Source organism: Streptomyces sp. MAI_2237, assembly GCF_054189285.1.
Window position 1 is genome coordinate 265,464 of the sequence record NZ_JAJPGQ010000002.1, and the last position, 23,847, is coordinate 289,310.

At 72.2% G+C, this 23,847-nt stretch carries 20 protein-coding genes, 1 other RNA gene and 1 pseudogene; 8 read left to right on the plus strand and 14 right to left on the minus strand.

Translation table 11 applies throughout. The annotated features are described in order from the left end of the window. The first annotated feature begins 74 nt into the window (after positions 1–74). Positions 75–3,173 carry an AfsR/SARP family transcriptional regulator gene (locus LN251_RS06010; protein WP_458243458.1) on the plus strand — a complete coding sequence of 1,033 codons (3,099 nt, stop codon included), beginning with the start codon at positions 75–77 and terminating at the stop codon, positions 3,171–3,173. On the opposite strand, the gene LN251_RS06015 is transcribed toward LN251_RS06010, so the two are convergent. Continuing rightward, on the minus strand, positions 3,155–4,702 hold the full coding sequence (locus tag LN251_RS06015) for a glycosyl hydrolase (protein WP_458243459.1): 1,548 nt from the start codon (positions 4,700–4,702) through the stop codon (positions 3,155–3,157). The genes LN251_RS06010 and LN251_RS06015 overlap by 19 nt on opposite strands. A gap of 869 nt (positions 4,703–5,571) precedes the next feature. On the opposite strand from LN251_RS06015, the gene LN251_RS06020 reads away from it, so the two are divergent. Beyond that, positions 5,572–6,492: a hypothetical protein gene (locus LN251_RS06020; RefSeq protein WP_458243460.1), complete on the plus strand. Its 921-nt coding sequence runs from the start codon at positions 5,572–5,574 to the stop codon at positions 6,490–6,492. Positions 6,493–6,615: 123 nt separating this feature from the next. Here LN251_RS06020 and LN251_RS06025 read toward each other — a convergent pair whose 3' ends face one another. The 7 genes and pseudogenes from LN251_RS06025 to LN251_RS06055 all read right to left on the minus strand — a co-directional run bounded on the left by LN251_RS06025 (position 6,616) and on the right by LN251_RS06055 (position 12,504). Continuing rightward, a complete protein-coding gene (locus tag LN251_RS06025; RefSeq protein WP_458243461.1) occupies positions 6,616–7,317 on the minus strand; it encodes an SMI1/KNR4 family protein in 702 nt (233 codons plus the stop codon). A gap of 93 nt (positions 7,318–7,410) precedes the next feature. Further along, the gene (locus LN251_RS06030) at positions 7,411–7,920 is read right to left on the minus strand and encodes a hypothetical protein (protein ID WP_458243462.1); all 510 of its coding nucleotides are present in this window, start codon (positions 7,918–7,920) and stop codon (positions 7,411–7,413) included. 261 nt (positions 7,921–8,181) lie between these two features. After that, positions 8,182–8,584, minus strand: an RNA gene (rnpB, locus tag LN251_RS06035) — RNase P RNA component class A. 112 nt (positions 8,585–8,696) lie between these two features. Then, positions 8,697–9,482 (minus strand): annotated as a pseudogene (locus LN251_RS06040) (DMT family transporter); the annotation flags it as partial. Positions 9,483–9,504: 22 nt separating this feature from the next. Next, positions 9,505–10,266 carry a helix-turn-helix domain-containing protein gene (locus tag LN251_RS06045; protein WP_458244137.1) on the minus strand — a complete coding sequence of 254 codons (762 nt, stop codon included), beginning with the start codon at positions 10,264–10,266 and terminating at the stop codon, positions 9,505–9,507. A gap of 97 nt (positions 10,267–10,363) precedes the next feature. Continuing rightward, positions 10,364–10,942, minus strand: coding sequence for a Uma2 family endonuclease (locus LN251_RS06050; protein WP_458243463.1), 579 nt, complete (start codon positions 10,940–10,942; stop codon positions 10,364–10,366). 128 nt (positions 10,943–11,070) lie between these two features. Next, positions 11,071–12,504, minus strand: coding sequence for an RNB domain-containing ribonuclease (locus LN251_RS06055; RefSeq protein ID WP_458243464.1), 1,434 nt, complete (start codon positions 12,502–12,504; stop codon positions 11,071–11,073). Between the two features lie 65 nt (positions 12,505–12,569). Between LN251_RS06055 and yaaA the strand changes: the two genes are divergently transcribed. Next, the gene (gene yaaA / locus LN251_RS06060; protein WP_458243465.1) at positions 12,570–13,352 is read left to right on the plus strand and encodes a peroxide stress protein YaaA; all 783 of its coding nucleotides are present in this window, start codon (positions 12,570–12,572) and stop codon (positions 13,350–13,352) included. Positions 13,353–13,458: 106 nt separating this feature from the next. After that, positions 13,459–14,085: a bifunctional 4-hydroxy-2-oxoglutarate aldolase/2-dehydro-3-deoxy-phosphogluconate aldolase gene (locus tag LN251_RS06065; RefSeq protein ID WP_458243466.1), complete on the plus strand. Its 627-nt coding sequence runs from the start codon at positions 13,459–13,461 to the stop codon at positions 14,083–14,085. A gap of 19 nt (positions 14,086–14,104) precedes the next feature. On the opposite strand, the gene LN251_RS06070 is transcribed toward LN251_RS06065, so the two are convergent. From LN251_RS06070 to LN251_RS06080, 3 genes are read right to left on the minus strand one after another with little or no spacing between them, the layout of a single operon-like run. Further along, a complete protein-coding gene (locus LN251_RS06070; RefSeq protein ID WP_458243467.1) occupies positions 14,105–15,310 on the minus strand; it encodes a bifunctional RNase H/acid phosphatase in 1,206 nt (401 codons plus the stop codon). 33 nt (positions 15,311–15,343) lie between these two features. Then, positions 15,344–16,087: a zinc ribbon domain-containing protein gene (locus LN251_RS06075; RefSeq protein WP_458244138.1), complete on the minus strand. Its 744-nt coding sequence runs from the start codon at positions 16,085–16,087 to the stop codon at positions 15,344–15,346. Continuing rightward, positions 16,084–16,923, minus strand: coding sequence for a Nif3-like dinuclear metal center hexameric protein (locus LN251_RS06080; RefSeq protein WP_458243468.1), 840 nt, complete (start codon positions 16,921–16,923; stop codon positions 16,084–16,086). The genes LN251_RS06075 and LN251_RS06080 overlap by 4 nt, the downstream gene beginning before the upstream one ends. A 222-nt stretch (positions 16,924–17,145) precedes the next feature. Between LN251_RS06080 and LN251_RS06085 the strand changes: the two genes are divergently transcribed. Further along, positions 17,146–18,582, plus strand: a complete 1,437-nt coding sequence (locus tag LN251_RS06085) for a hypothetical protein (RefSeq protein ID WP_458244139.1) — start codon at positions 17,146–17,148, stop codon at positions 18,580–18,582. A 96-nt stretch (positions 18,583–18,678) separates the two neighbouring features. Next, on the plus strand, positions 18,679–18,834 hold the full coding sequence (locus tag LN251_RS06090; protein WP_174267319.1) for a hypothetical protein: 156 nt from the start codon (positions 18,679–18,681) through the stop codon (positions 18,832–18,834). Between the two features lie 87 nt (positions 18,835–18,921). Here LN251_RS06090 and LN251_RS06095 read toward each other — a convergent pair whose 3' ends face one another. The 3 genes from LN251_RS06095 to LN251_RS06105 are packed head-to-tail and all read right to left on the minus strand — an operon-like array spanning position 18,922 to position 21,848. Further along, positions 18,922–19,860, minus strand: coding sequence for a 3-oxoacyl-ACP reductase (locus LN251_RS06095; protein ID WP_458243469.1), 939 nt, complete (start codon positions 19,858–19,860; stop codon positions 18,922–18,924). A gap of 24 nt (positions 19,861–19,884) precedes the next feature. Beyond that, entirely contained in the window at positions 19,885–20,961 is a 1,077-nt protein-coding gene (locus LN251_RS06100) for a Zn-dependent alcohol dehydrogenase (RefSeq protein WP_458243470.1), read from the minus strand. 29 nt (positions 20,962–20,990) lie between these two features. Next, complete coding sequence (locus LN251_RS06105) at positions 20,991–21,848, minus strand: MaoC/PaaZ C-terminal domain-containing protein (protein ID WP_458243471.1); 858 nt, start codon at positions 21,846–21,848, stop codon at positions 20,991–20,993. Between the two features lie 263 nt (positions 21,849–22,111). Between LN251_RS06105 and LN251_RS06110 the strand changes: the two genes are divergently transcribed. After that, positions 22,112–23,128, plus strand: a complete 1,017-nt coding sequence (locus LN251_RS06110; RefSeq protein ID WP_458243472.1) for an ATP-binding cassette domain-containing protein — start codon at positions 22,112–22,114, stop codon at positions 23,126–23,128. Further along, a complete protein-coding gene (locus LN251_RS06115) occupies positions 23,128–23,844 on the plus strand; it encodes an ABC transporter permease (protein ID WP_458243473.1) in 717 nt (238 codons plus the stop codon). Before LN251_RS06110 ends, LN251_RS06115 begins: the two co-directional genes overlap by 1 nt. Positions 23,845–23,847 lie beyond the last annotated feature (3 nt).

Genomic DNA, 23,847 nt, shown 5'->3' on the forward strand with positions numbered 1-23,847 from the left:
GTGGCGTCCCCGGAAGGAAACAGTTCAACACCCGGGCAACATTGAGCACATGAAGTGTCACTAGAGTCCGCAGCGTGAACGCAGTGAACTCGACCGACTTACGTTTCTCCGTGCTGGGTCCCGTCCGGGCCTGGCACGCGGACCGGGAGCTTGACCTCGGTTCACCGCAGCAGCGGGCGGTGCTGGCCGCGCTGCTGCTGCGGCGTGGGCATCCCGTCTCGCTCGCCGAACTCGTCGACGCCGTGTGGGGTGTCGAGCCCCCGGCCGCCGCCGTGTCCGTCCTGCGCACCTATGTCTCACGGCTGCGCAAGGTGCTGGAACCCGGCCGCGGCCCGCAGGACCCGCCCCGCACGATCGTCTCGGTAGGGGACGGCTACCGCGCCTGTGTCCCCGAACAGGCCCTGGACCTCGCCGTGTTCGAGCGCAGTACGGCGGACGCGGCGAGGGCTGCCGCCGCAGGGGACGAGTCCACCGCCGCGCGGCTGCTGCACGACGCACTCGGCGGATGGCCGGGCGCCGCACTGGCCGGCCTGCCCGGCCCGCTGGCCGAATCGGAGCGGGCCCGGCTGGCCGAGGAGCGGCTGAGCGCGCTGGAGGCGCGACTGGACCTCGACGTCCGGCTCGGCCGTCACGGCCAGGTCGTCGCGGAGTTGCTGTCGCTGACCGGTGAGCACCCGCTGCGGGAGGAGCTGTGCCGGCTGCTCATGCTGGCCCTGTACCGGTCCGGCAGGCAGGCCGAGGCCCTCGCCGCGTACCGCAGGACCCGTGCCACGCTGGTGACGGACCTGGGCATCGAACCGGGCGCACCTCTGCAGGAGTTGCACGCACGCATACTGGCGACGGACGCCGGCCTGATCTCGGGGACCTCGCCGCGGTCGGCTTCGGCAGCCGGTTCTCCCAAGCAGTCGCCTTCGGCCGCCGATCCTCTCGGGCAGGCGGCTCCGGCCTCCGACGCTTCCTCGCAGCCGGTACCGGCCATGGACACTCCGCAGTACCAGGAGTCCCAGGAGTCCCAGCCGTCGGCCGCCCCGTCCACGCCAGCCGCCCAGTCCGTCCCGGCCGCCTCTGCCGCCGTACCCGCCCCCTCCGCCGTACCCGCCCAGGCCACCGATGAGCCGCAGCCCGCCCCCCGCCGCCCCGCCTACGCACCCCGCCTCGCCCAACTCCCGGCCGACCTGCCCACCTTCACCGGCCGCCAGGCCGAACTGAAAGCGACACTGGGCATGTTGCCGCTGGACGGCAGCGCCCCCGCCACCCTGGTGATCACCGCGATCGGCGGCATGGCCGGCGTCGGCAAGACGACCTTGGCGGTGCACCTGGCGCACCAGGTCGCCGACCGCTTCCCGGACGGACAGCTCTGCGTCAACCTGCGCGGCTTCGACCCGACCGGCTCGGTGATGTGCTCGCAGGATGCGATCCGTGTGCTGCTCGACGCCCTGGGCGTCCCCCCGCAGCGGCTGCCCGCCGGCCTGGAGGCGCAGACGGCGCTCTACCGCAGTGTGCTCGCCGAGCGGCGCGTGCTGATCCTTCTCGACAACGCCCGTGACGCCGAGCAGGTCCGCCCGCTGCTGCCCGGCTCCCCCGGCTGCTTCGTCATCGTCACCAGCCGCAACCAGCTCACCGGCCTGGTCGCCGGTGAGGGAGCGCACCCGCTGACGCTGAACCAGCTGACGCCCGCCGAGGCCCACGAGTTCCTGGCCCGGCGGCTCGGCGCCGCGCGCCTGGAGAAGGAACCCCGGGCGGTGGACGAGATCATCGCGCGCTGCGCACTGCTGCCGCTGGCCCTCGCCGTGGTCGCGGCCCGCGCCGCCACCCACCCCGACTTCCCGCTCAGCGCCATCGCGGAGGAGCTGCGGGACAGCGACGACAGCCTCGACGCGTTCGCGGGCGACGACATCACCATCGACGTACGAACGGTCTTCTCCCTGTCGTACGAGGCCCTCTCCCCGCCCGCCGCACGGCTGTTCCGGCTGCTTGGCCTGCACGCCGGCCCGGATCTGTCCTCTCCCGCGGCCGCAGCGCTCGCCGGGCTCACCCCGCGCGAGACCCGCGGCCTGCTCGTCGAGCTGACCCGGGCCCACCTGCTCACCGAGCACTTCCCCGGCCGGTACACCCTGCACGACCTGCTGCGGGTGTACGCCGCCGAGCGCGTCCGCGCCGAGGAGACACCGCGGGACCGGGACCTGGCGGTGGAACGGCTGCTGTCCTGGTATCTGCACACCGCTGCCGCGGCCTATCCCCTGATCACCCCGAACCGCAACCCGATCCCCCTCGAACCGCCGCCGGCCTCCTGCCGCCCCCTGTCGTTCAGCACCCTCGACCAGGCCGTGGACTGGTGCGAGACCGAACGGCCCAGCCTGGTCGACGCGGTCCACCAGGCGGCCGCCTCCGGGCAGCCGGGCATCGCCTGGCGGCTGCCCGCCGTGCTGTGGGGGTTCTTCTACCTCCGCAGCCATCTGGGCGACTGGCTCGACACCACCCGCACGGGCCTGTCCGCCGCCCGGGCCGCGCAGGACCGCCGGGGCGAGTCGCAGGCGCTCGCGGACGCGGCCGCGGCGCTGCGCAGCAACGACCGCTTCGACGAGGCCATCGCGCTCTTCCACCGGTCGATCGTCGTCTGCCGCGAACTCGGTGACATCGACGGCCGGTTGCGTGCCGTGGGCAACCTCGGGGACGCCTACCTCCAGACCGGCCGGCTCGACAAGGCCGTCGAGTACAGCCGCCGGGGCCTGGTACTGGACCGAGCGCTGGGCAACACCTGGGGCGAGGGCATCGCCCTGAGCAACCTGGGAGACGCCTACCAGCGGCTCGGCCGGTTCGACGAAGCCGTCGACTGCCTGGAACAGGCCCTGACGGTGTTGCGCGCGAGCGGCAACCGCTGGGTGGAGGGGGTTGCCCTCGACGTGCTCGGCACCGTCCACCACCGGCTCGGGGCGCGTGATCGCGCTGTGGCGTACTACTGGGAAGCGCTCGCCGCCCACCGGGACATCGGCAACCGCTGGGGAGAGGGCCACACCCTGGGCCACCTCGGCGACGTCCAACTGGCCGCCGGCGAACCGGAGGCGGCCGACGGCAGCTGGCGTCAAGCCCTCGGGATCTTCGCGGAGTTCGACCATCCGGACGCCGCGAAGATCCGAGAGAAACTGCACTCCCTTCAGCTGGCGTCGCGGTAGGCCTGGCCGGCGGCGTTCGCGGTGGTCCCGTCGTACAGGCCGGTCGGACTGGTCGTGGTGGACAGCGTGAACCAGGCGTAGCGCTCGACGTAGTCCAGGCCGTCCAGCATCCGCGCGGAGGAGTTGATGAAGGCGGCCTCTTCCTGCTGGCTGGGGTAGCGGGGGGTGGCCTGGGAGAAGTCGATCAGGCCGTACTCGGTCAGCCAGATCGGCTTGTGGTAGCGGTCGTGGACGCGCTGGATGTACTGGCTGAGCTGGTTGGCCGCGTCGGGGCCGAAGTCGGCGCCGTACCAGTGCAGGGGGATGAAGTCGACGCGCATGCCGCGCTGTTCGGCTCCTTGCATGAAGCGGTCCAGCCAGCCGCCGGGGGTGTCGGCGCCGGTGGCGACGGCGGGGGCGCCCAGGCGCATGCCGGTGCTCTGCAGCCGGGGCCACAGGTCCAGGGCCTGCTCAACGGTCATGTTGGCCTGCGAGCCGGAGTCGGGCTCGTTGAAGCCGAGCAGCTCACTGCCCTCGTTCTTGGCGCTGCCGAGCTGCTCGTCGGTGACGGAGCCGGGACCCCAGATCATCGGGACGTACTCGACGCCGTCGGGCTTCGTGACGCTCCCGGTGGACGAGGCCCAGTTGAAGTACCAGGAGGCCTTGGAGTCGACGAGCGCCTGCGAGGCACCGTCGACGGGGTTGAGGCTGACGCCTTTACGGGTGGAGGTGGCCGGGTGGTTCGTGGTGGTACCGGGATCAGAAGTACTCGGACCGTTGGCCCCGTTGAAGGTGACGGTCATACCGCTGCACTTGGTGCACTGGTACATGGTCCGGTTACCCGGCTCCGCGTCCTGCTTCGACCAGGCATAGGCGGTAGGGCACTTCTGATTGATGAAGTCGCTGTAGGACGTCTTGGCGTCCCGATTGGGGTTGACGCACACCAAGGGCTTCCCCGAAGCCTGGTCCTTGACCAGGTCCTCGGCCGGACAGGCGGACAGCAGGTCCACGGCACACCCCGCCGCCGCGCACTCCCCCGTCTCGGGCGGGGTCATGTCGTTCGGCGTGATGGTGACGGCGGCGGAGACGGCGTCGACGTAACTGACGTCGTACCAGGGCGCGAGCGAGTCACTGGGGTCGAAGTTGAACTCGGCCAAGCTGGTGGGCTGTTGCCCGGTGGAACAGTGATCGACGTACGGCCCACAGTCACCGACCGCGCAGTGGAAGGTGCTGCCGTCGTCCCCGGAACACCCCTGCCGGGCGAAGAAGGTACCGCGCCAGTGCCCGGCACCCTCACGCTCGGGGACGGTGAGGGTCGCGGACTGTCCCGGCTCGAGAACGGGCAGCCCGGTCAACGCGGCCGACCCATCAGCGTTGACATTGCTCCCCACCCAGATACGACTGTCCGTCCTGTTCTGCAGGGTGATGGAGTGTTCCACGTTCCCCACGTCGGCGGCCGGCGCGCCGTGCAGACGGGCGGCGTCGGAATGCCTCCCGCTGAGCCCGACCGCGGTCGCGGCGGTCGCCCCGACGACAACCAGTAACAGCACCAACAGAATTGAGCGTCTGCGCATAAAACGCATGAACCATGCCTCTCAGATCGCGCTTGCGGCGGATCGCAGGCGATCGAACGCCGCCTGCGGAGGCACGACGGATGCGGAGGAAGGACGGTTCAGCTCGAACCCCTCTGGGAGGGGCAGGAGGGCGGCGGGCAGAGGGGAGCAAGGAGGCTCTGGCACCCGAAGGCAAGGTGCCAGAGCGCCGTCCTCTGCTTCCGTCTCCCGCTCCGCGCCGGGGACGGCCCTACGACGACACAGCAGACCGTGCGGACCGAGACGGGGACGAAAGCCTCTCTCGGCGGCAGAGGCAGTGAGCGGCATGACCACGAACGCGACCTCCCGGACTCGACGACGGCCCACCGGCCATGCCCGCACAACGGGGCGGAGGTGGCCGGGGTTCACCCGGGAACGAAGTCCGGCAGCCCCGTCGACGTGAACGGCATCACCTCGGGGTCACCCGGCTCCTCCGCAGGACACCGCTGCGCCGGGCGTGACGCCCCGATCACGTCCGTAGCCACCGCCCAACTGCACATCCACGCGACGCGCAGCACGTCTCCCCAGACGCTGCCTCGTTACGGCAAGGCATGCGCCCTCCTCCGCCCCGACGGAGTGCGCCAGACCGCCTGTCCCGCATGACGAGCACGACGCAATCAACAAAGCGGTGGAAAACGGCAGTTGAGGACGGTTGAAAGATTGACGAGAGCTGTGAGGACCGGCGACAATCCGGCTCACTCACTGTTTCTGAAGTGAGCGAAGTGACGCGAGTGGCCCCGCCCCCACGAACTCCTCGTCTTCGTGCCCGTCGGTCGGCCGCGCGCGCCCACTCACCTCCCACACCCCTGATTCCACAGAGGCAGATCTTGACGCGCTCTCCCCGCCCCAGAACCTCGGTCGCCCTTGCCGCAACCGCTTTCCTCGCCGCTGCCACTCCGCTGCTCGGAGCAACCACGGCGAGCGCCACGACGGCCGGCGACTGCCAGTCCGCCACCGTGCAGTACCGCATCGTCGACGCCGACGGAAAGCCGGTCGGCGCCGACTGGACCTCGCAGGGCGGCTTCCACCAGTGGACCGCCGTCCCCGGCACCGTAGAGGTGCGCCTGGCCCCCGGACAGACCGTCGGCGACGGCTGCAAGTACCCGGTCTCCCTGGCCGAGTACACCACCGAGGGCTCCAACTGGTACACCTCCGGCCACCAGACCCTCGTCGACCACGCGACGGTGTACCTCACGGCCGCCGACATCGCCGACAACAGCGGCGACAGCAAGCGGACCTGGCAGAAGCTGGCGGTGAAGACGCCCGACTGCTACGGGCAGATCGACCTGTACGGCGACGACGTCATCTACGACGGCAAGTCGGGCGACGGGCACGGCCCCGCCCCGTACCAGCCCGACAACATCGTCACCCCGTACCACCTCATCGCCGCGTGGAACGGCGGCGACAAGCCCTGCACCCCGGACAAGCCCAGCTCCCCCACGCCGTCGGAGTCGACGCCGGCCACCCCGAGCACGCCCCCCGCGAGCCAGCCGCCGACCGACGAGACGACCCCGCCGGCCACCCCGACGAAGCCGTCCTCGGCCACCACCCCGCCGACCACCCCGGACGTCCCACCGCTCCATTCGACGCCGCCCACCACCCCGGCCCCCTCCCCCAGCGACAGCACTCCCCCGCTGGCCGAGACCGGCTCCAACGCACCGGTCGGCCTGATAGCCGGCGGTGCCGCCGTGGTGATCGCCGTCGGCGCAGGCGCCCTCTACACGACGCGCCGCACCCGCCGCTCGTAGAAGCGTCGGCCAGGAAAGCTCCGTAGAACACCCGACAGCTCCGCCGCACACCCCCTCCCAGCCACTGCGTGGGAGACAGGGCGGCGGAGCTGTCGCAGCACCCCCGGACTCCATTCGTCACGGTCACCCCGGCGACCACCCCGTCCCTGTCGTCCTGCTCGTCCTGGTCCAGTCGGGGTCCGCCGGACGCGTCGGACGGTCCCACACCAGGGCCTGATCGACGAGACCGGGCACCTTCTTGTCCTGGTGCCCGTCCGCATACTCCACACCGCGGTTCTCGTACAGGGCGTCGGCGACTTCGATGAGGTAGTCGGCGAACGACGGCCACACGCCCAGCGCGGGGATGCCGGCCTCCTCGAAGGTGCCGATCCGTCCGTGGCCGGGTCCCGGGGTGCAGTCGGTGAACAGTCCGTAGAGGCAACTGCGGTCGGTCGCGGCGAAGGCGCGGTACCGCATCGCGGGGTCGACCGGCATACCGACGGTGTGGGGGCCTTCGGACCAGTACGGCAGCTGCTGTACCGGAGGGATCGCGTGCTTCCTCGGCAACAGCCAGGCCGTTCCCTGTCCCTGGGGCGGAAGCCCGGTTTCGGGTTCGGGCGTCCAGCCGAAGTCGGCGGGGTGGCCGGTGCCGTTGCGGAGGCGGTAGAAGGCTCTGAGGCCCGGCGGCATGGCGAGGTCCAGCTCCTGCTCGACCTCAAGGATGTCCGCTTCCGGAGCGGGTGGCGGAAGCATCCGACAGGAACGTGGGGCGTTGCGCCCCAGCCACGCCTCGATCCTCGCCCAGGCGCCCGCCACGGCTTCTTCCTGCTGCCGGTCGTCGGTCATGCCCGCGACCCTACGGGTCTCCTGCCCCGCGTATCCGTGCCCGCATCAGAACAACGTCCGCTCGTGCGGGGTTGGTTGGAACGAGTCGCCCCCTCAGAGAACACCGCGCAGATCGACCACCGACCGGTCCTCAGCCAGGTAGCTGCGATAACGGCCCTCGGCGAACATCTCCCGCAGATACATTCCGGGGAAGTCCAGGATTTCGTCTCGCTCGGCCAGGGCGATCCGGACGCGGTAGCGGCTGTCGCCATCGAGGACCAGCACATCGCACCAGTCCGGCTCCGGTGCCTCGATGCCGACCAATGTGATGCGGTCATCGGCCATCTGACCTACCCAAGCCGCCAGGTCCTCCAGCAGCCAAGCCATGTTCATCCAGGACGGCGCGTCGGCGGCGGGCTGCCAGTCATACGTACGACGCGCCTCGCGCCCGGTACCGGGCGGCTCGCCCTCGAAGTAGACAGGCGGCTCCGACGGGCCGCTGATCTCGGTGAACGCAATGGTGCGGGACCGGAGGGTGAGCGCGGTGACGCGGAAGCGGTCACGGCCGAGGTCGAAGGCGACCTCTGACGCATGAGTGAGAAATTCACTGTCCCCGTCGGTCACGAATTTCCCTTCCTGGACGGCGGAGCGCCGCCCCCGACCGACTGACGGGTCGGGGGCGGCCGAGTTGATTGACTCCTTATCGCAGCCGCAGATGCTGCTGCAGGACCCGTTCCACGGCTGGCACGTTGCCCGGCGACACCGCAACGGCGCATCGATACAGACGGCGGGGACCTGCAGCAGCACGAGCAACTCGGACCCGTGCACTGCCCACCGGAAGCCGAAGGACGTTCGGGTGCAACGGTTGCCGTTGCCTTCGAGCGGCAGACGAGTCGGGCTGTACGCCGGGTTCTGTTCCCCGGTTCCCTCGCGGGGGCCGGGGCGACGGCCATCCATCTAGGGCCGGCGTTGCCGCCGGCCTCGTGCGGTCTACCCGGGGACTCGGGCGGGCAGCCCTCGAACGTCCCCGCAGGAGCACCGAGGTGCTCCCTCTTGACCTTGCTCCGGGTGGGGTTTACCTAGCTGCCCAGGTCACCCTGGGCACTGGTGGTCTCTTACACCACCGTTTCACCCTTACCGAGGGCCGAAGCCCCCGGCGGTCTGCTTTCTGTGGCACTGTCCCGCGGGTCACCCCGGGTGGCCGTTAGCCACCACCCTGCCCTGTGGAGCCCGGACGTTCCTCGGGAAGCCCCTCAAGGGGACTCCACGCGGCCGTCCGCCCGGCTCGTCTGCCGTGTCGACCATGTTACCGGGCGGGCCGGACGCGTCCGACCAGTCGTCGTGGCGAGGACCGAGCCCGCCAGGATCAGCGCGAACGCCGCCCCGATGCCCCAGGTCAGGTCCTCGCCCAGGAACAGCGCTCCCGCCGCGACCGCCACCGCCGGGTTGACGTACGTGAAGACCGTCGCGCGCGTCGGGCCGACCTCCTTGATCAGCTCCAGGAACGCCACGAAGGCGAGCGCCGTGCAGATCACGCCCAGGCCGGCGAGGGCCGCCAGCACCGTTGCCGACGGCATTCCGGACGGCCGGGTCGCGGCGGCCGGTCCGGCGTACACGAGCGCCGCAAGCGCCAGGCAGGGGGCCGTGAGCTGGAACGTGGAGACGTTCTTCAGCCAGCGGGCCGCTATCAGCGGGGCCGTCGCATAGCCCACCACCGTCAGCAGGACTTCGGCGAGGGAGCGGGCGTCGCCGCCCGTCAGGTGCGGGACGGTCAGGACCGCGACACCCGCCAGACCCAGCGCCAAGCCCGTCGTCCGCCGCGCCCCCAACCGCTCCGTGTCCCCGAAGAAGCGGGCCAGGGCCACTCCGACGATCGGTACGCCCGCGATGAGCAGGCCCGCCGTCGAGCTGGACAGGTGCCGTTCGGCGTCCGTCAGGGTGAACCACGGGCCGATGATCTCTATGCACGCGAACGCGAGCATCGGCAGCCAGTGGGCGCGGACCGTCCTGGCCAGGCCGCCCTGCCGTATCGCGAAGGGCAGCAGGAGGGCCGCGCCGAGCGCGCAGCGGGTGAAGACGACCACGGAGGGGGACAAGGGAGCATCCACCGCCACCTTGATCATCAGGTAGGGGATGCCCCAGACGACTCCCATCAGGGAGAACAGGAACCAGCCGCGTGCAGTCATACGGCGAGTTTCGGCCCGTCCCCTAACGGCCGTCTTGAACGCTGTTGCGGTACGCCGCCGGCGTGACCCCCAGCACCCGCCGGAACCAGCGTGTCAGGTGCGCCTGATCCGCGAAGCCGACCAGCGCGGCGACCTCGGCCGGGCGCAGGCCCGACTCCAGCAGCCCTCGGGCCCGGGCCACCCGGTACTGGGCCAGCCAGGCGTACGGCGGCACGCCCATCGTCGTACGGAAGGCGCGCAGAAGCTGGTAGCGGGACAGGCCGAGGTCGGTCGCGAGGTCGGCCAGGGACGGGGGTGAGAGCAGTTCGTCGGCCAGGCGGTCCCGGACGGCCAGGGCGATGCCGCCCGCGCCGGGGACCGCGTCCGGCACCGGGCGGGCCGTGGAGTGGCGGCGGGCCAGGGCCGTCAGCAGCCAGGGGAGGCGGGACTCCGCCTCCAGCGGGTCGGGGCAGGTGCCCAGGTCGGTGTGGGTGAGGCGGAAGGCCGAGGCCAGTTCGGGATCGTCGATCAGCGGCTCGTGGAAGTGCGGGCGGCCGCCGAGGGTGCCTTCCGTCAGCAGCGACGGTTCCGCGTACAGGGCGCGGTAGGCGTAGCCGTCGGTGGAGTTGCCGGGGCCGCCCGTGTGCATCTCGCCGGGGGCCAGGACGACGATGGAGCCGGGGCCGGGGCGGATGCGGCCGCCGCGGTAGTCGATGACCTCGGAGCCGGCCACGCACACGCCGATCGTGTACTCGTCGTGGGCGTGCGGGGCGTAGACGTGCCGGCGGAAGCGGGCCGTGAGCATGTCCAGCTGCGGTCCGCAGCGGCCCAGCCGCGCCCTGGTCCACAGTGCCTGTTCCACCCCGCACCCCTTTCGTCCTACGGGTGCAACGCCGGGCCCTTCAGAGAAAGTCCGCCGTGTCCAGGTCGAAGGCGAACGGCTCCGGGAGGGTCAGCGGTTTACCGAGGGGACGAGTGCAGTGCTCGCGGTAATCGTCCTTCTCGGGGTCGCTGAACACCGTGATGGACGATGCCTCCCGGTCGACCAGCAGATACAGGGGGATTCCTCCGCGGGCGTAACAGCGGCGTTTGGCCTCTCGGTCGGCCTTGGGCCTCGTGGACGTCACCTCCAGGACCATGGTGACGCCGTCGCAGGGCATCCAGGAGTCGGCGCCCCTGTAGAGGCGCAGGCGCCTCGGAGCGAACGTGCCGTCCGGAATCACGTGGTCCTTCGGGCAGCCGCTGCCGCTCTGCAGCTTCAGCCCTTTGTTCCCGGAGAACTGCATGTCGGTCCGCGAGCGCCTGTACACCTGGTTCACGATCAGTTCGATGTAGTCCTCGTGGTCCCCGTCCGGCGGCGGCGTCACGACGATCTCCCCCTCGATCAACTCGGCCCGAAAACCCTCCGGGGTGTCCAGGGCGAGAAAGCCCTCCAGCAGGACTTGTTCCTGCGTGAGCGGCTCGTGGGCCATGGCAGTCATGTCACGCCCCTCCTTCGGTCGCTCGCCAGACTGGGACATCGGAAGATCACCTGTCCGAGAGATCGGGAACCGTTCCCTCGATCGTGGCACACGTACACCTCGGCCGTCAGGGACCGCCTCCCGCACGATCACGCCGGCGCGAAGCGCACCTTCGTCTCTCCCGGGTCCGCCTGGGTGAGGCGGACGCGGAGGCGTTCGCCCAGGGGCAGGTGCTCGCCGTCGATGCGGCCGATCACCGCCGGGGACTCCAGTTGGACCGTCCCGACGGTCGGTTGGCGGTCGTCCACGTCGACCACGCAGCCCTCGAACACCTCCCCCACCCGCCCCGCCAGCAGGGCCGCCTCCACGATGTCGACGCACTCCCGTTCGACCGTTCCGGCGCGGCGGGTGCCGTCGGCCATTTCGTGGGGCAGCGTGTCGAGGGCGGCGAGGACCCAGTCGGGTGGGGGTTGGCCGGACACCGCCGCCAGGCAGATCTCCGACGCGTAGCGGTCGGCCAGGCGGCGTAGAGGAGCCGTGCAGTGGGCGTAGGGGGCTGCGACCGCGGCGTGGGTGGTGATGGCGGGGAGGGCGCCGTCACGGAAGACGGTGTAGCCGGCGCCGCGCAGCAGGGTCGTGCATTCCTGGAGGAAGGCCGCGTGGCGCGGGTCGTGCGGGTCGAGGGAGCGGATGAGCCGCGCGTAGGAGACGTGGTGCGGCCAGTCGATGTGCAGCGCGTGCGCGGTGCGGCGCAGGCGGCCGACCGCGCCGTCGGGGGCGGCGGGGAGGGTGCGCAGGATGCCTGTGCCCGCCGTCAGCATCAGGTCGGCCGCCGCCATGCCGGTCAGGAGGGAGAGCTGCGCGTTCCAGCCGTCGGCGGGGAGCGGGGCGCGGTAGGAGAGTTCGTAGGTGTGGTCGCGCTCTGCGATCTCCTGCTCGGGCACGTTCAGGGAAATGCCGCCGCGCTCCACCTCCAGGCGCTCCCGCAGCTCGCCGATCTCCTTCAGCAGCGCCAGTGGTTCCTCCGCCGTCCCGTCGTCGATACGTCTCTGCACGGCGGCGTAATCGAGCTTGGCGCGGCTGCGGACCAGGGCGCGGCGGACGTCGACGGTGTGGGTGCGGCCGTCCGCGTCGAGGTCGATCGTCCAGAGGGCGGCGGGGCGGGTCACGTTCGGCAGCAGGCTGGCCGCGGCCTCGCTCAGCACCTCGGGGTGGAGCGGGATCTTCTCGTCCGGGAAGTAGAGGGTGGTCACCCGCCGGTGTGTCTCCGCGTCCAGTGCTCCTCCGGGTACGACGAAGGCGGCGACGTCGGCGATGGCGTACCGGACGCGGTAGCCGGGGCCCTGCCGGGAGAGGTGCATCGCCTGGTCGAGGTCGGTGGAGGTGGGCGGGTCGATGGTGAAGAGCGGGATGTCCGTGGCGTCCAGGGCCGGGAGTGTCGGGGCGTTCGCGGCGTGTTCCGCCTCGGCCAGGGCCTCGGGCGGGTAGCGCTCGGGGAGGGCGAGTTCGGCGCGCAGGGCGGTGAGGGCGGCCCGGAGGGGGGCTTCGGGGGCACCGGTCACGCGGATGTGGCGGCGGGGCATACAGGGAGAGTAAGGAAATCCGGCGCCGTACGCTGTGCGGGAGCTCAATCGTGAGGAGATCTTCCGTGCTTGTCCTGCTGCCGCCCTCCGAAGGCAAGGCGTCCTCCGGCCGTGGCGCCCCGCTGAAGCTGGAGTCGCTGTCCCTGCCGGGGCTGACGGAGGCCCGTGCGGCCGTGCTCGGGGAGCTGGTGGAGCTGTGTGCCGGGGACGAGGAGAAGGCGCGCGAGGTGCTCGGGCTGAGCGAGGGGCTGCGGGGCGAGGTCGCGAAGAACGCCGGGCTGCCGAGCGCCGGGGCGCGGCCCGCCGGGGAGATCTACACGGGCGTGCTGTACGACGCCCTCGGCCTGGCGTCCCTCGACGCCGCAGCGAAGAAGCGGGCCGCCCGGTCGTTGCTCGTCTTCTCCGGGCTGTGGGGTGCCGTCCGGGTGACCGACCGGATTCCCTCCTACCGCTGCTCGATGGGCGTGAGGCTGCCCGGTCTCGGCGCGCTCGGCGCGCACTGGCGCACGCCCATGGCGGCCGTGCTGCCCGAGGCCGCCGGTGACGGGCTCGTCCTCGATCTGCGGTCCTCCGCCTACGCGGCCGCGTGGAAGCCGAAGGGCGAGGTCGCGGGCCGGACGGCGAGCGTGCGGGTGCTGCACGCGCCGACCCGGAAGGTGGTCAGCCACTTCAACAAGGCGACGAAGGGGCGGATCGTACGGAGCCTGCTGACGGCCGGGGTCGCGCCGAAGGACCCGGCCGGGCTGGTCGAGGCGCTGCGGGACCTCGGGTACGTGGTGGAGGTCGAGCCCCCGAAGGGCGCCGGGAAGCCGTGGATGCTCGACGTGCTGGTGGACGAGGTGCACTGAGCCCGTCCGTCACGCGTGGCCAAGGTCCACTGAGCCGACTCCTCCATGCGTTGCAGCATGTGCAATGTGCTTTGCGCAGGATGCACCGCGCGGGCACGATGTCGGCATGGTCTCGTCGTTGCTCGATCTCGCCCCCGTCGTCCCCGTCGTCGTGATCGAGGACGCGGCGGACGCCGTACCGCTCGCGCGGGCGCTCGTCGCGGGCGGGCTGCCCGCCGTCGAGGTGACGCTGCGGACGCCGGCCGCGCCGGACGCGATCCGGGCGATCGCCGCCGAGGTGCCGGACGCGGTGGTCGGGGCGGGGACCGTGATCACGCCGGAGCAGGTGAGGGAGTCGGTGGCGGCCGGGGCCCGGTTCCTGGTGAGCCCGGGCTGGACGGACGTCCTGCTGGAGGCGATGCGGGCGTCCGGGGTGCCGTTCCTGCCGGGGGTGTCGACCACGTCGGAGGTCGTGGCGCTGCTGGAGCGCGGGGTGCGGGAGATGAAGTTCTTCCCGGCGCGGGCGGCGGGCGGTACGGCGTATCTGCGGTCGTTGGCCGGGCCGTTGCCGCAGGCCCGGTTCTGTCCGACCGGGGGGATCGGGCCCGACGACGCCCCCGACTATCTGGCGCTGTCCAACGTCGGCTGCGTCGGCGGCAGTTGGATGCTCCCCTCGGACGCCGTCGCGGCCCGCGACTGGGGGCGTGTGGAGGCGCTGGCCCGCGAGGCGGCGGGGCTGCGGCGCGGGGCGTGACGCGCCCCGCGCGGGGGCCTCAGCGCAGGTGGGACGTGTCGTTGAAGAGCCGTACGCTCGCGTTGCCGTCCGCGTAGTACGCCACCGCCGACAGGGACGCGGCCGACAGTTCCATGCGGAACAGAGCCTCCGGCGGGGCGCCCAGGGCGAGTTGGATGAAGGTCTTGATGGGCGTGACGTGCGAGACGAGCAGGACGGTGCGGCCCGCGTAGGCCGCGACCAGCTTGTCGCGGGCCGCGGCGATACGGGTCGCCGTCGCCGCGAAGCTCTCGCCGCCGCCGGAGGGGGCGACCGTGGGGTCGGCCAGCCAGCGGGTCAGGTCGTCCGGGTAGCGCTCGCGGACCTCGCCGAAGGTCAGCCCCTCCCAGGCGCCGAAGTCCGTCTCCCTGATCTCGTCCTCGACGCTCACCTCCAGGCCGAGGTGGCGGGCGACGATGGCGGCGGTCTCTCGGGTACGGGCGAGGGGCGAGGCGACGATCGCCTGGACCGTGCCTCGGCGCGCCAGCGCGGCGCCGACCCGTTCGGCCTGCTCCCGTCCGACCTCGGAGAGGGAGGGGTTCGTGCCGCCGCTCCCCGAGAACCGCTTCTGCGGGGTCAGCGGGGTCTCACCGTGCCGCAGCAGTACAAAGGTCGCCGGGGCGCCCATGTCGGCGGGAGCCCAGCCGGGGCTCGCGACGGCGGTCGCGGCACGGGCGTCGGAGGCGGCCTTCCCCGTATCACCGACCCCGGCCACGTCCACGACAGCGGCTCCGTCGCCCAGGCTCTCCGCCGCACCGTCCAGCTCGGCCGTCGACTCCGCCGCCGACCACTGCTCCCCCCGGCCACCGGCGTCCATCGCCTCATTGGCCAGCCGGTCCGCGTGCTTGTTCCGCTCCCTCGGGATCCACTCGTACGTCACCCGCTCCGCCGGGAACACCCGCGCGGCCTCCATCGCCAGCGGCTTCAGGTCCGGGTGCTTGATCTTCCAGCGACCCGACATCTGCTCGACGACCAGCTTGGAGTCCATGCGGACGTGCACGGACGCGGAGGGGTCGAGGTCACGGGCCGCTCGCAACCCGGCCAGCAGCCCCCGGTACTCGGCGACGTTGTTCGTGGCGACGCCGATGTACTCGGCCGCCTCCGCCAGCGTCTCCCCCGTCGCCGCGTCCAGCACGACCGACCCGTAGCCCGCGGGGCCCGGGTTGCCCCGTGACCCGCCGTCGGCCTCGACGATGAACTCCCGCACCGCACAGCCTCCTTGAGAGACGACGAGAGACGCCTACAGGCCGGACTCGGCCGTGCGCACCAGGATGCGACGGCAGTTCTCGCAGCGCACCACCGTGTCGGGGGCAGCGGCGCGCACGTCGTTGAAGTCGGTGATGGACAGCTCCTGGCGGCAGCCCTGGCAGGTGCGCTGGTACAGCTTGGCCGCGCCGATGCCGCCCTGCTGCTCGCGCAGCTTGTCGTAGAGCTTGAGCAGGTCCGCGGGGATGGTGCCGGCGATGACCTCGCGCTCCTTGGTGACCGTGGCGATCTCGCCGTCGATCTCCTCGAGGGCGGCGTCCCGGCGCGCGGTGGCGTCGTCGATCTTCGACTGCACGGAGGAGACCCGGTCGGTCAGCTCGCGCACCCGCTCCTGCACGGACTCGATGCGCTCCATGACCTCCAGGACGATGTCCTCGAGGTCGCCCTGGCGCTTGGCGAGGGAGGCGATCTCGCGCTGGAGGTTCTCCAGGTCCTTGGGGGAGGTGACCGCGCCGGAGTCCAGGCGCTGCTGGTCGCGGGCGGCGCGCTGGCGCACCTGGTCCACGTCCTGCTCGGCCTTGGTCTGCTCGCGGGCGGTGTCGCTCTCCTCGGTCTGCGCGGCGACCAGGAGGTCGCGCAGCTGCGTGTGGTCCTTGGTGAGCGACTCGATCTCGGCGTGCTCGGGCAGCGACCTCCGCTTGTGCGCGAGCTGCTGCAGGCGCACGTCGAGGGCCTGGACGTCGAGGAGGCGGATCTGGTCGGCGGGCGCGGCGTTCAGTTGGGGGCTCCAGGTGAAGGGGAGTGGCTGGTCCAGGGGTCGGTGACCGTCTTGGAGACGTGGACGCGCAGGTCCCATCCGTGGCGGTCGGAGATTTCGTCGAGCTGGGTGGCGGCCAGCTCGCACCAGGGCCACTCGGTGGCCCAGTGCGCCGCGTCGAGCAGCGCGAGGGGGCTTCGGAGGACGGCCTCGGAGGCCGGGTGGTGGCGCAGGTCGGCGGTGAGGAAGGCGTCGACGCCGGCCGCGCGGACCTGGTCGAAGAGGCTGTCGCCGGAGCCGCCGCTGACGGCGACGGTGCGGATCGTGGCGTCGGGGTCGCCGGCGACGCGGATGCCCTGCGCGGTGGCGGGCAGGCGTGCGGCGGCCCGGGCGGCGAGGTCGCGCAGCGGCAGCGGGTGGTCCAGTTCGCAGACGCGGCCGAGGCCCCGGCGGCCGTGCGGGTCGCTCGGGTCCGGCACGAGCGGTCGTACGACACGCAGGTCGAGGGCGCCGGCGAGCGCGTCGGAGACGCCAGGGTCGGCGGTGTCGGCGTTGGTGTGCGCGACGTGCAGCGCGATGTCGTTCTTGATGAGGGTGTGCACGACGCGGCCCTTGAAGTGGCTCGCGGCCACCGTCGTCGTACCGCGGAGGTAGAGCGGGTGGTGGGTGACGAGCAGGTCGGCGCCCAGCTCGACCGCCTCGTCGACGATCTCCTGGACCGGGTCGACGGCGAACAGGACCCGGCCGACCTCCTGCTCGGGGTCGCCCACGACGGTGCCGACCGCGTCCCAGGACTCGGCCCGCTCGGCGGGCCACAGGTTCTCCAGCGCGGCGATGACTTCAGACAGACGGGGCACGGACAGAAGGCTACCTGCCTGATCCGTGCCGCTGAACCGATGTCCGCGGCCGGGCGCGCACCGGCCCCGGCGGCCCGGTCCCTCGTCGGCCACCTTCAGCACACGGGCCGGCCTTCCCTCAGGCGAATCGTTCCTCTACCACCCTTATGTGTGAAGCAGGAGCCTCGTGGTTCCCCGTGGGTGCGCGCGAAAACTAGCGTCGTGACCGGAGGTGAGCAGACCATGACGGCCTGTGCGATCGAGCCCGAGGCTGCCCCCGGTGACGGTGCTCCGAAGGTGGGCTGCACCATCACCGCGGACGGCGCCTACGCCGCCCGCCTCACCCTGGACGGCGACTGCTGGTTCCCGGAGCGCTGGACGCTGGACGGCCCCGAGCCGTACGCGGTGCCGCTGCCCGGCAACCAGCCGGAGGAGCCCGGCACGGAGGTGCAGCCGATGGGCGACGGGCGGGTGCTGATCCGCCGGCCCACGGACGGGCGGCACGTCTTCTCCCTGCTGTACCCGACCGGCCCCGGCACCGGCGAGGTGCTGCTCGGCGCGGTGGAGTGCCCGGACGAGGACGCCCCGCTGCGGCTGCTGCCCCCGGCGCCGGGCGGCGCGAGGGCGTACGCCCTCTCGGTGGGCCGGCGTTGCAGCACGCTGTGGCTCGTGGCGGGCGGGGCCTTCGGGCCGGAGCGGCTGGCGGAGATCCCGGGGCGCTGCTCGGGCGGGGTGTGGCTGGACCACGCGGGCCGGATGCTGGCGCTGGACCGGGAGGTCGGCGGGCGGACGAAGACGGTCGTGGTGGACCTGGGGCGGGGCGGCGAGGTGTCGCCGTTCCTGCAGATCACCGAGGGCAGCGACGACCGGCTGCTGCTGGCGGACCCGGACAGCGGGCTGCTGCTGATCCGCTCGGACGCGCCGTCGCCGGGCGAGGACCGGCTGGGCTGGGGGGTGCTGGGCAGCACGCTTCCGGTGCGGTTCCCGGAGTGCCTGCGGGTGCCGGACTGCTCGGTGACGCCGTTCGCGATCCAGCCGGGTCTGGTGCTGATGCCGGAGAGCTGTGCGGTGGCGCTCCGCGTGCAGGGGCCGATGGGCGGCTGGCTGGGGCTGTGGCGGCCGGACGGGCGGCAGGTGCACCATCTCCCGGCGCCGGCCGGGTGGTTGGCCGGGACGGGGCTGTGGACGAGGGACGGGGTGCTGCAACTGCCGTGCGCGACGGCCGAGATGCCGTGCGGACTGGCGCGAGTTGTGGCGCCCTCGGGGGGCGCGACGGACCCGGGGGGCGCGGGGGACGCGGGAGGAACGGGTTCGGCGAGTCCGCAGGGTCCGGAGGGTCCATTGGAGGGCGGTGCGGCCGTGCGGGCGCTGTCGGGGTCCGCCCCCTCGGCGACGGACGAACGGTCACGGGCGGGCCTCCCGGCGGACGAACGGTCACAGGCCGGCCTCCCGGCGGACGAACGGTCACAGGCCGGCCTCCCGGCGACGGACGAACGATCGAAGGCCGGCCTCCCCGCGACGGGCGAACGATCGCAGGCGGGCCTCCCGGCGGCGGACGGACCGTCGGTGCCGGGCCTCCCGGCGGCGGACGAGCCGTCCGAACCGGAGCCCGCGGAACCGGTCGTGGCCCGTCCGGTGCCGTTGCGGGAAGCCCCCTTGGGACGTCTTGTAACGAACTAGTGCCGATGGGCGTGGCCGCCTGGATCCGGGTGCCGGGGTGCTGGTTAGACTCGCCGGGCTGTTCGAAAGATCATGTTGACGGGGTGAATCCTTCCGATGAGCGACACCAGCACCATGCAGCCGCTGTCCGCCGAGACCCAGGGGGACGCCGGTCACGGTCGTCACCGAGGTCCGAACTCGGCCCAGGACGGTGACTCGGCCCCTCGTGGCCGGCACCGCAAGCCGGCCGAGGACACCGAGGCAGCTGCCTGAGGGTACGCAGGGAAGGGCCCGCACACCGGCCGGTGTGCGGGCCCTTCCGCGTGTCCAACCTTCCTGGACGTCGGCTTCAGGTCGGCTCTACGTCCGCTTGAGGCCGAGCACCTCCGCCGCCGCGAACGTCTCCCCCTCGGGCCGCTCGGCGTAGTGCGCGGTGAGGAGGGCGTCCAGTTCGTCGTAGGTGAAGGTGTCCTGCTTGCTGTCGAACTTGGCTCGCACGCGCGGCCGGTCCACGACCGCGACCATGCCGCCGTGCACGACGAAGAGCTGGCCGTTGGCGCGGGCCGCGGCGGGTGAGGCCAGGTAGCCCACGAGGGGGGCGACATGCTCGGGGGCGAGCGGGTCGAGGCCGTCGGCGGGCTGTTCGAAGCCGGCGAAGACGTCCTCGGTCATCCGGGTGCGGGCGCGCGGGCAGATGGCGTTGGCCGTGACCCCGTACTTGGCGAGGGCGAGGGCCGTGGAGGTGGTCAGGCCGACGATCCCGCCCTTCGCCGCCGCGTAGTTGGGCTGGCCCGCGGAGCCCGCGAGGAACGCCTCCGAGGAGGTGTTCACGATCCGGCCGTAGACCGGGCCGCCCGCCGCCTTGGAGCGCTCGCGCCAGTGGGCGGCGGCGAAGTGGGTCGTGTTGAAGTGGCCCTTGAGGTGGACCCGGATCACCGAGTCCCACTCACCCTCGGTCATGGAGAAGACCATACGGTCGCGCAGGATGCCCGCGTTGTTGACCAGGATGTCCAGCTTGCCGAACTCCTCGATCGCCAACTCGACCAGTTCGCGGGCCTGTTGGAAGTCGGCCACGTCGCCGGTGTGGGCGGCGGCCCGTCCGCCGGCCGCGCGGATCTCGGCGGCGACCTCCTCGGCGGGGCCCGCGGAGGCGTCCCCCGAGCCGTCCCGGCCGGGCTGGCCGAAGTCGTTGACGACGACGGCCGCGCCGAGCCGGGCGAGTTCGAGCGCCTCGGCGCGGCCCAGGCCCCGGCCCGCGCCGGTGACGACGGCCGACAGTCCTTCCAAGGGCTGTGACATCGGCAGTGACATCCGCGGCGCCCCTCAGATCTCGATGCAGGTGCGCAGGGCGGTGCCGGTGCGCATCTGGTCCAGCGCCTCGTTGATCTCGGACAGCGGCACCCGGTGCGTGATCAGGCCTTCCAGGTCGATGCGGCCCGCCCGCCACAGGGCGATGGTGCGCTCGTAGGAGCGCAGGACGTCGCCGCCGCCGTACATCGACGGCAGGATGCGCTTCTCGTCGAAGAACAGCTCGAACATGTTGAGCTGGAGGAAGTCGTCCATGGCGCCCGCGCCGACCACGACGAGGGTGCCGCCGCGCCGGGTGTTGTCGTACGCCGTCCGGGCGGTGGCGGACCTGCCGACGACCTCGAAGACGTAGTCGAAGCCCTCCCCGGCGGTCACCTGCTGCTTGGCGTCGGCGAGTTCGTCCGGGGAGACGGCCTTGGTGGCGCCGAAACGGAGGGCCGACTCGCGGCGCGAGGCCACCGGGTCGACGGCGACGATCTCCGCCGCGCCCTTCAGCCGCGCGCCCTGGATTGCCGAGATGCCGACGCCGCCGCAGCCGATGACGGCGACCGACGAACCGGCCTCCACATCGGCGGTGTTGAGGGCGGCCCCGAGTCCCGTGGTCACTCCGCAGCCGATCAGCGCCGCGATGTCGAAGGGCACGTCGTCCGGGATCGGCACCGCGCAGCCGGCGTCGACGACGACCTCCTCGGTGAAGGTGCCGGTACCGGCGAAGCCGAACACGTCGCCGCCTGTGCGGCGGAAGTTGGGGGTGCCGGCGTTCATGAACCCGGCCAGGCACAGCTCGGTCTGGCCGCGCTTGCAGGCGGGGCAGGCGCCGCAGGCCGGCAGCCAGCACACGACCACCCGGTCGCCCGTCTTCAAGTGGCTCACCCCGTCGCCGACTTCGAGGATCTCCCCCGCCCCTTCGTGTCCGGGCACGAAGGGCGCGGGCTGCGGCAGCACCCCGCTCATCGCGGACAGGTCCGAGTGGCACAGCCCGGTCGCCCGGACCCGGATACGCACCTTGCCGGGCCCGAATCCCACGGCCTCGACGTCGTCGAGGATCTCCAGCTTGTCCTGGCCGATCTCCTGCAGTACGGCTGCGCGCATGGTGCGGCTCCCCTCAACTGCTGTCTGTGTTAACCGTGTTCGACGATGGTGTCGGCGAGGACCGGCGCGTCGTCCCGCTCCACCGCGCTGACGGCGACCGTGGTGGACTCCGGCGTGTGCCACATGCGCATCCGCAGGGTCTCCCCCGGATACACGACGCCCGCGAACCGGGTGGAGTACGACCGCACCCGGCTCACGTCCCCGCCGAGCAGCGTGTCGACGACCGCCTTGAGCGTCATGCCGTAGGTGCACAGCCCGTGCAGGATGGGCCGGTCGAAGCCGGCGAGCTTGGCGAACTCGGGGTCGGCGTGCAGTGGGTTGTAGTCGCCCGAGAGGCGGTAGAGCAGCGCCTGGTCCTCGCGGACGTGCCGTTCGACGATCCGGTCGGGCTCCCCGGCGGGCGGTTCGCGGCGGGTGGAGGGGCCGCGGTCGCCGCCCCAGCCGCCCTCCCCGCGGACGAAGATCTGGGCGTCGTTCGTCCACAGCGGGCCGTCGGCGTCGGCGACCTCCGTGCGCATGACCAGGACGGCCGCCTTGCCCTTGTCGTGGACGGCGGCGATGCGGCCGGTGGCGGTGGCGGTGCCCCGCGCCGGAAGGGGGCGGTGGATGGTCAGCGACTGGCCGCCGTGCAGGACCTTGGCGAGGTCGACGTCCACGCCCGGCATGGACAGACCGCTGATCACGCCGGGGGAACCGGCGCCCGCCACGGTGGCGAAGCTCGGCAGGACGTGCAGCCGGGACTCCAGGGTGTAGCGCAGCTCGTCGGGGTCGGTGGCCGGGATGCCGGCGCCGATGCCGAGGTGGTAGAGCTGGACGTCCTTGGGGACCCAGGTGATCTCGCCGGACCGGGGTTCGGCGGCGAGGGCCTTCGCTGCGTCGATGGGCATACGGCTCCTGGTGGATCGAGTGGCTCAAGACCTCGGCGCGGCCGTCCGCACCGTCGGCCGCGACCGAGGTCGTCACGGGGCCGATCTAGAACGCGTTCCAGTCCGGCGCCCTCTGTATAGCCCAGGGCTCGTCACTTGTGAAGGCTCCTGACACTGTGTCAGGTCCATGTGGGGGACGCCGGGCCGGCCGTGACATTTGTCCTGCCCAGGTCCGTACAAGCGCATCTGCCGGGCAGGGCGGCCGACTTCGTAGCGTCGTACCCATGACACAGACGGAACGCGCCGCCGTGTCCTTCACGGGGGCGGTCAAGAAGTTCGGTACCGTGCGCGCCGTGGACGGCGTCGATCTGACCATCGCGCCCGGCGAGACGGTCGCCCTCCTCGGCCGCAACGGCGCCGGCAAGTCGACGACGATCTCCCTGCTGCTCGGCCTGAACGAGCCCGACGAGGGCAGCGTCGAGCTGTTCGGGGAGCCTCCGAGCACGGCCGTGCGTGCCGGGCGAGTCGGCGCCATGCTGCAGGAAGGCCGGGCGGTGCCCCGCGTCACCGTGCGCGAGCTGGTCGCCTTCGTCGCCGGACGCTATCCGGCGCCGATGCCGGTCGAGCGGGCGCTGCGGCTGGCGGGGATCACGGAGCTGGCCGGACGCCGGGTGGACCGGCTGTCCGGCGGCCAGACCCAGCGGGTCCGCTTCGCCGTCGCCCTCGCCGGGAACCCCGCGCTGATCGTGCTGGACGAGCCGACGGCCGCCCTGGACGTGGAGGCGCGGCACGCCTTCTGGGCGTCGATGCGGTCCTACGCGCGCCTCGGCCACACGGTGCTGTTCTCCACCCACCACCTCCAGGAGGCGGACGCCCACGCCGACCGCATCCTCGTCATCGACGGCGGCCGGATCGTCGCCGACGGCACGAGCGAGGAGCTGAAGCGGTCGGTGGGCGGGGGCCTGGTCGCCTTCGACCTCGCCGGCGGCGGCACCGGGGGGCTGGAGCTGCTGCCCGGCGTGCGGTCCGTGGAGGTGCGCGGCGACCGGGCGCGACTGCGGACGGACGATCCCGACGCCACGGTGGTCGCTCTCGCGGAGTCGGGGGCGATACGGGGGCTGGAGGTGGCGCCGGCGTCCCTGGACGACGCGTTTCTCGCCTTGACCGCTGCTGAGGGCTCCAGGCCCCCGTTCGGCCCTGAACGGGCCTCGTCCTCACACTTCCCCAGAGGGGGTACCCCCGGACGGGCTGGATCGCAGCGGCCGGCATTCAAGAGCGCGGAGATCGAGGAGGCCTCGTGATGCTCGACTACCTGCGGCTCGAAGTGCGCCGTACCCTCCGCGACGTCGGGTTCGTCATCGGCGGGGTCGCCATGCCCGTGCTCATGTATCTGCTGTTCACCAACCTCGGCGCGGACGACGGGGGTTACAAGACGGCCGCGATGGTCGGGATGGCGGGGTACGGGGCCGTCGGGTCCGCGCTCAACACCGGCGGCGGGGTCGCCGAGGACCGGGCGATCGGCTGGCTGCGGCAGCTGCGGGTGACGCCGATGACACCGCGGCAGGTCGTCATGGGCCGGGCGCTGACCGGCTCGGTGACCGTGCTGCCGGCGATTCTCGCGGTGCTGGCGGCGGGCGGTCTGCTCAACGGGGTGCGGCTGGCGCTCTGGCAGTGGGCGGCGATCGCACTGCTGCTGTGGCTGGGCTCGATGCCGTTCACGCTGCTGGGCCTGGGCAACGGCTACCGGCTGACCGGGCAGACCACCGGCGTGGCGAACATGGCCTGCAACCTGGGCCTGGCCGTCCTCGGCGGCCTGTGGTTCCCCGTCACCCTCTTCCCGGACTGGCTGCGCGCCCTGTCGGCGTACACGCCCACCTACCGGTTCGCCCAGCTGGGCACATCGGTCGCGGACGGGCACGCTCCGGCGCTCGGCGCGGTCTGTGTCATGGGGGCTTGGCTGCTGGCGTTCGGTTCGTACGCTGTGCTGTCGTACCGGCGGTCCGGACGGACCGCCTGAACG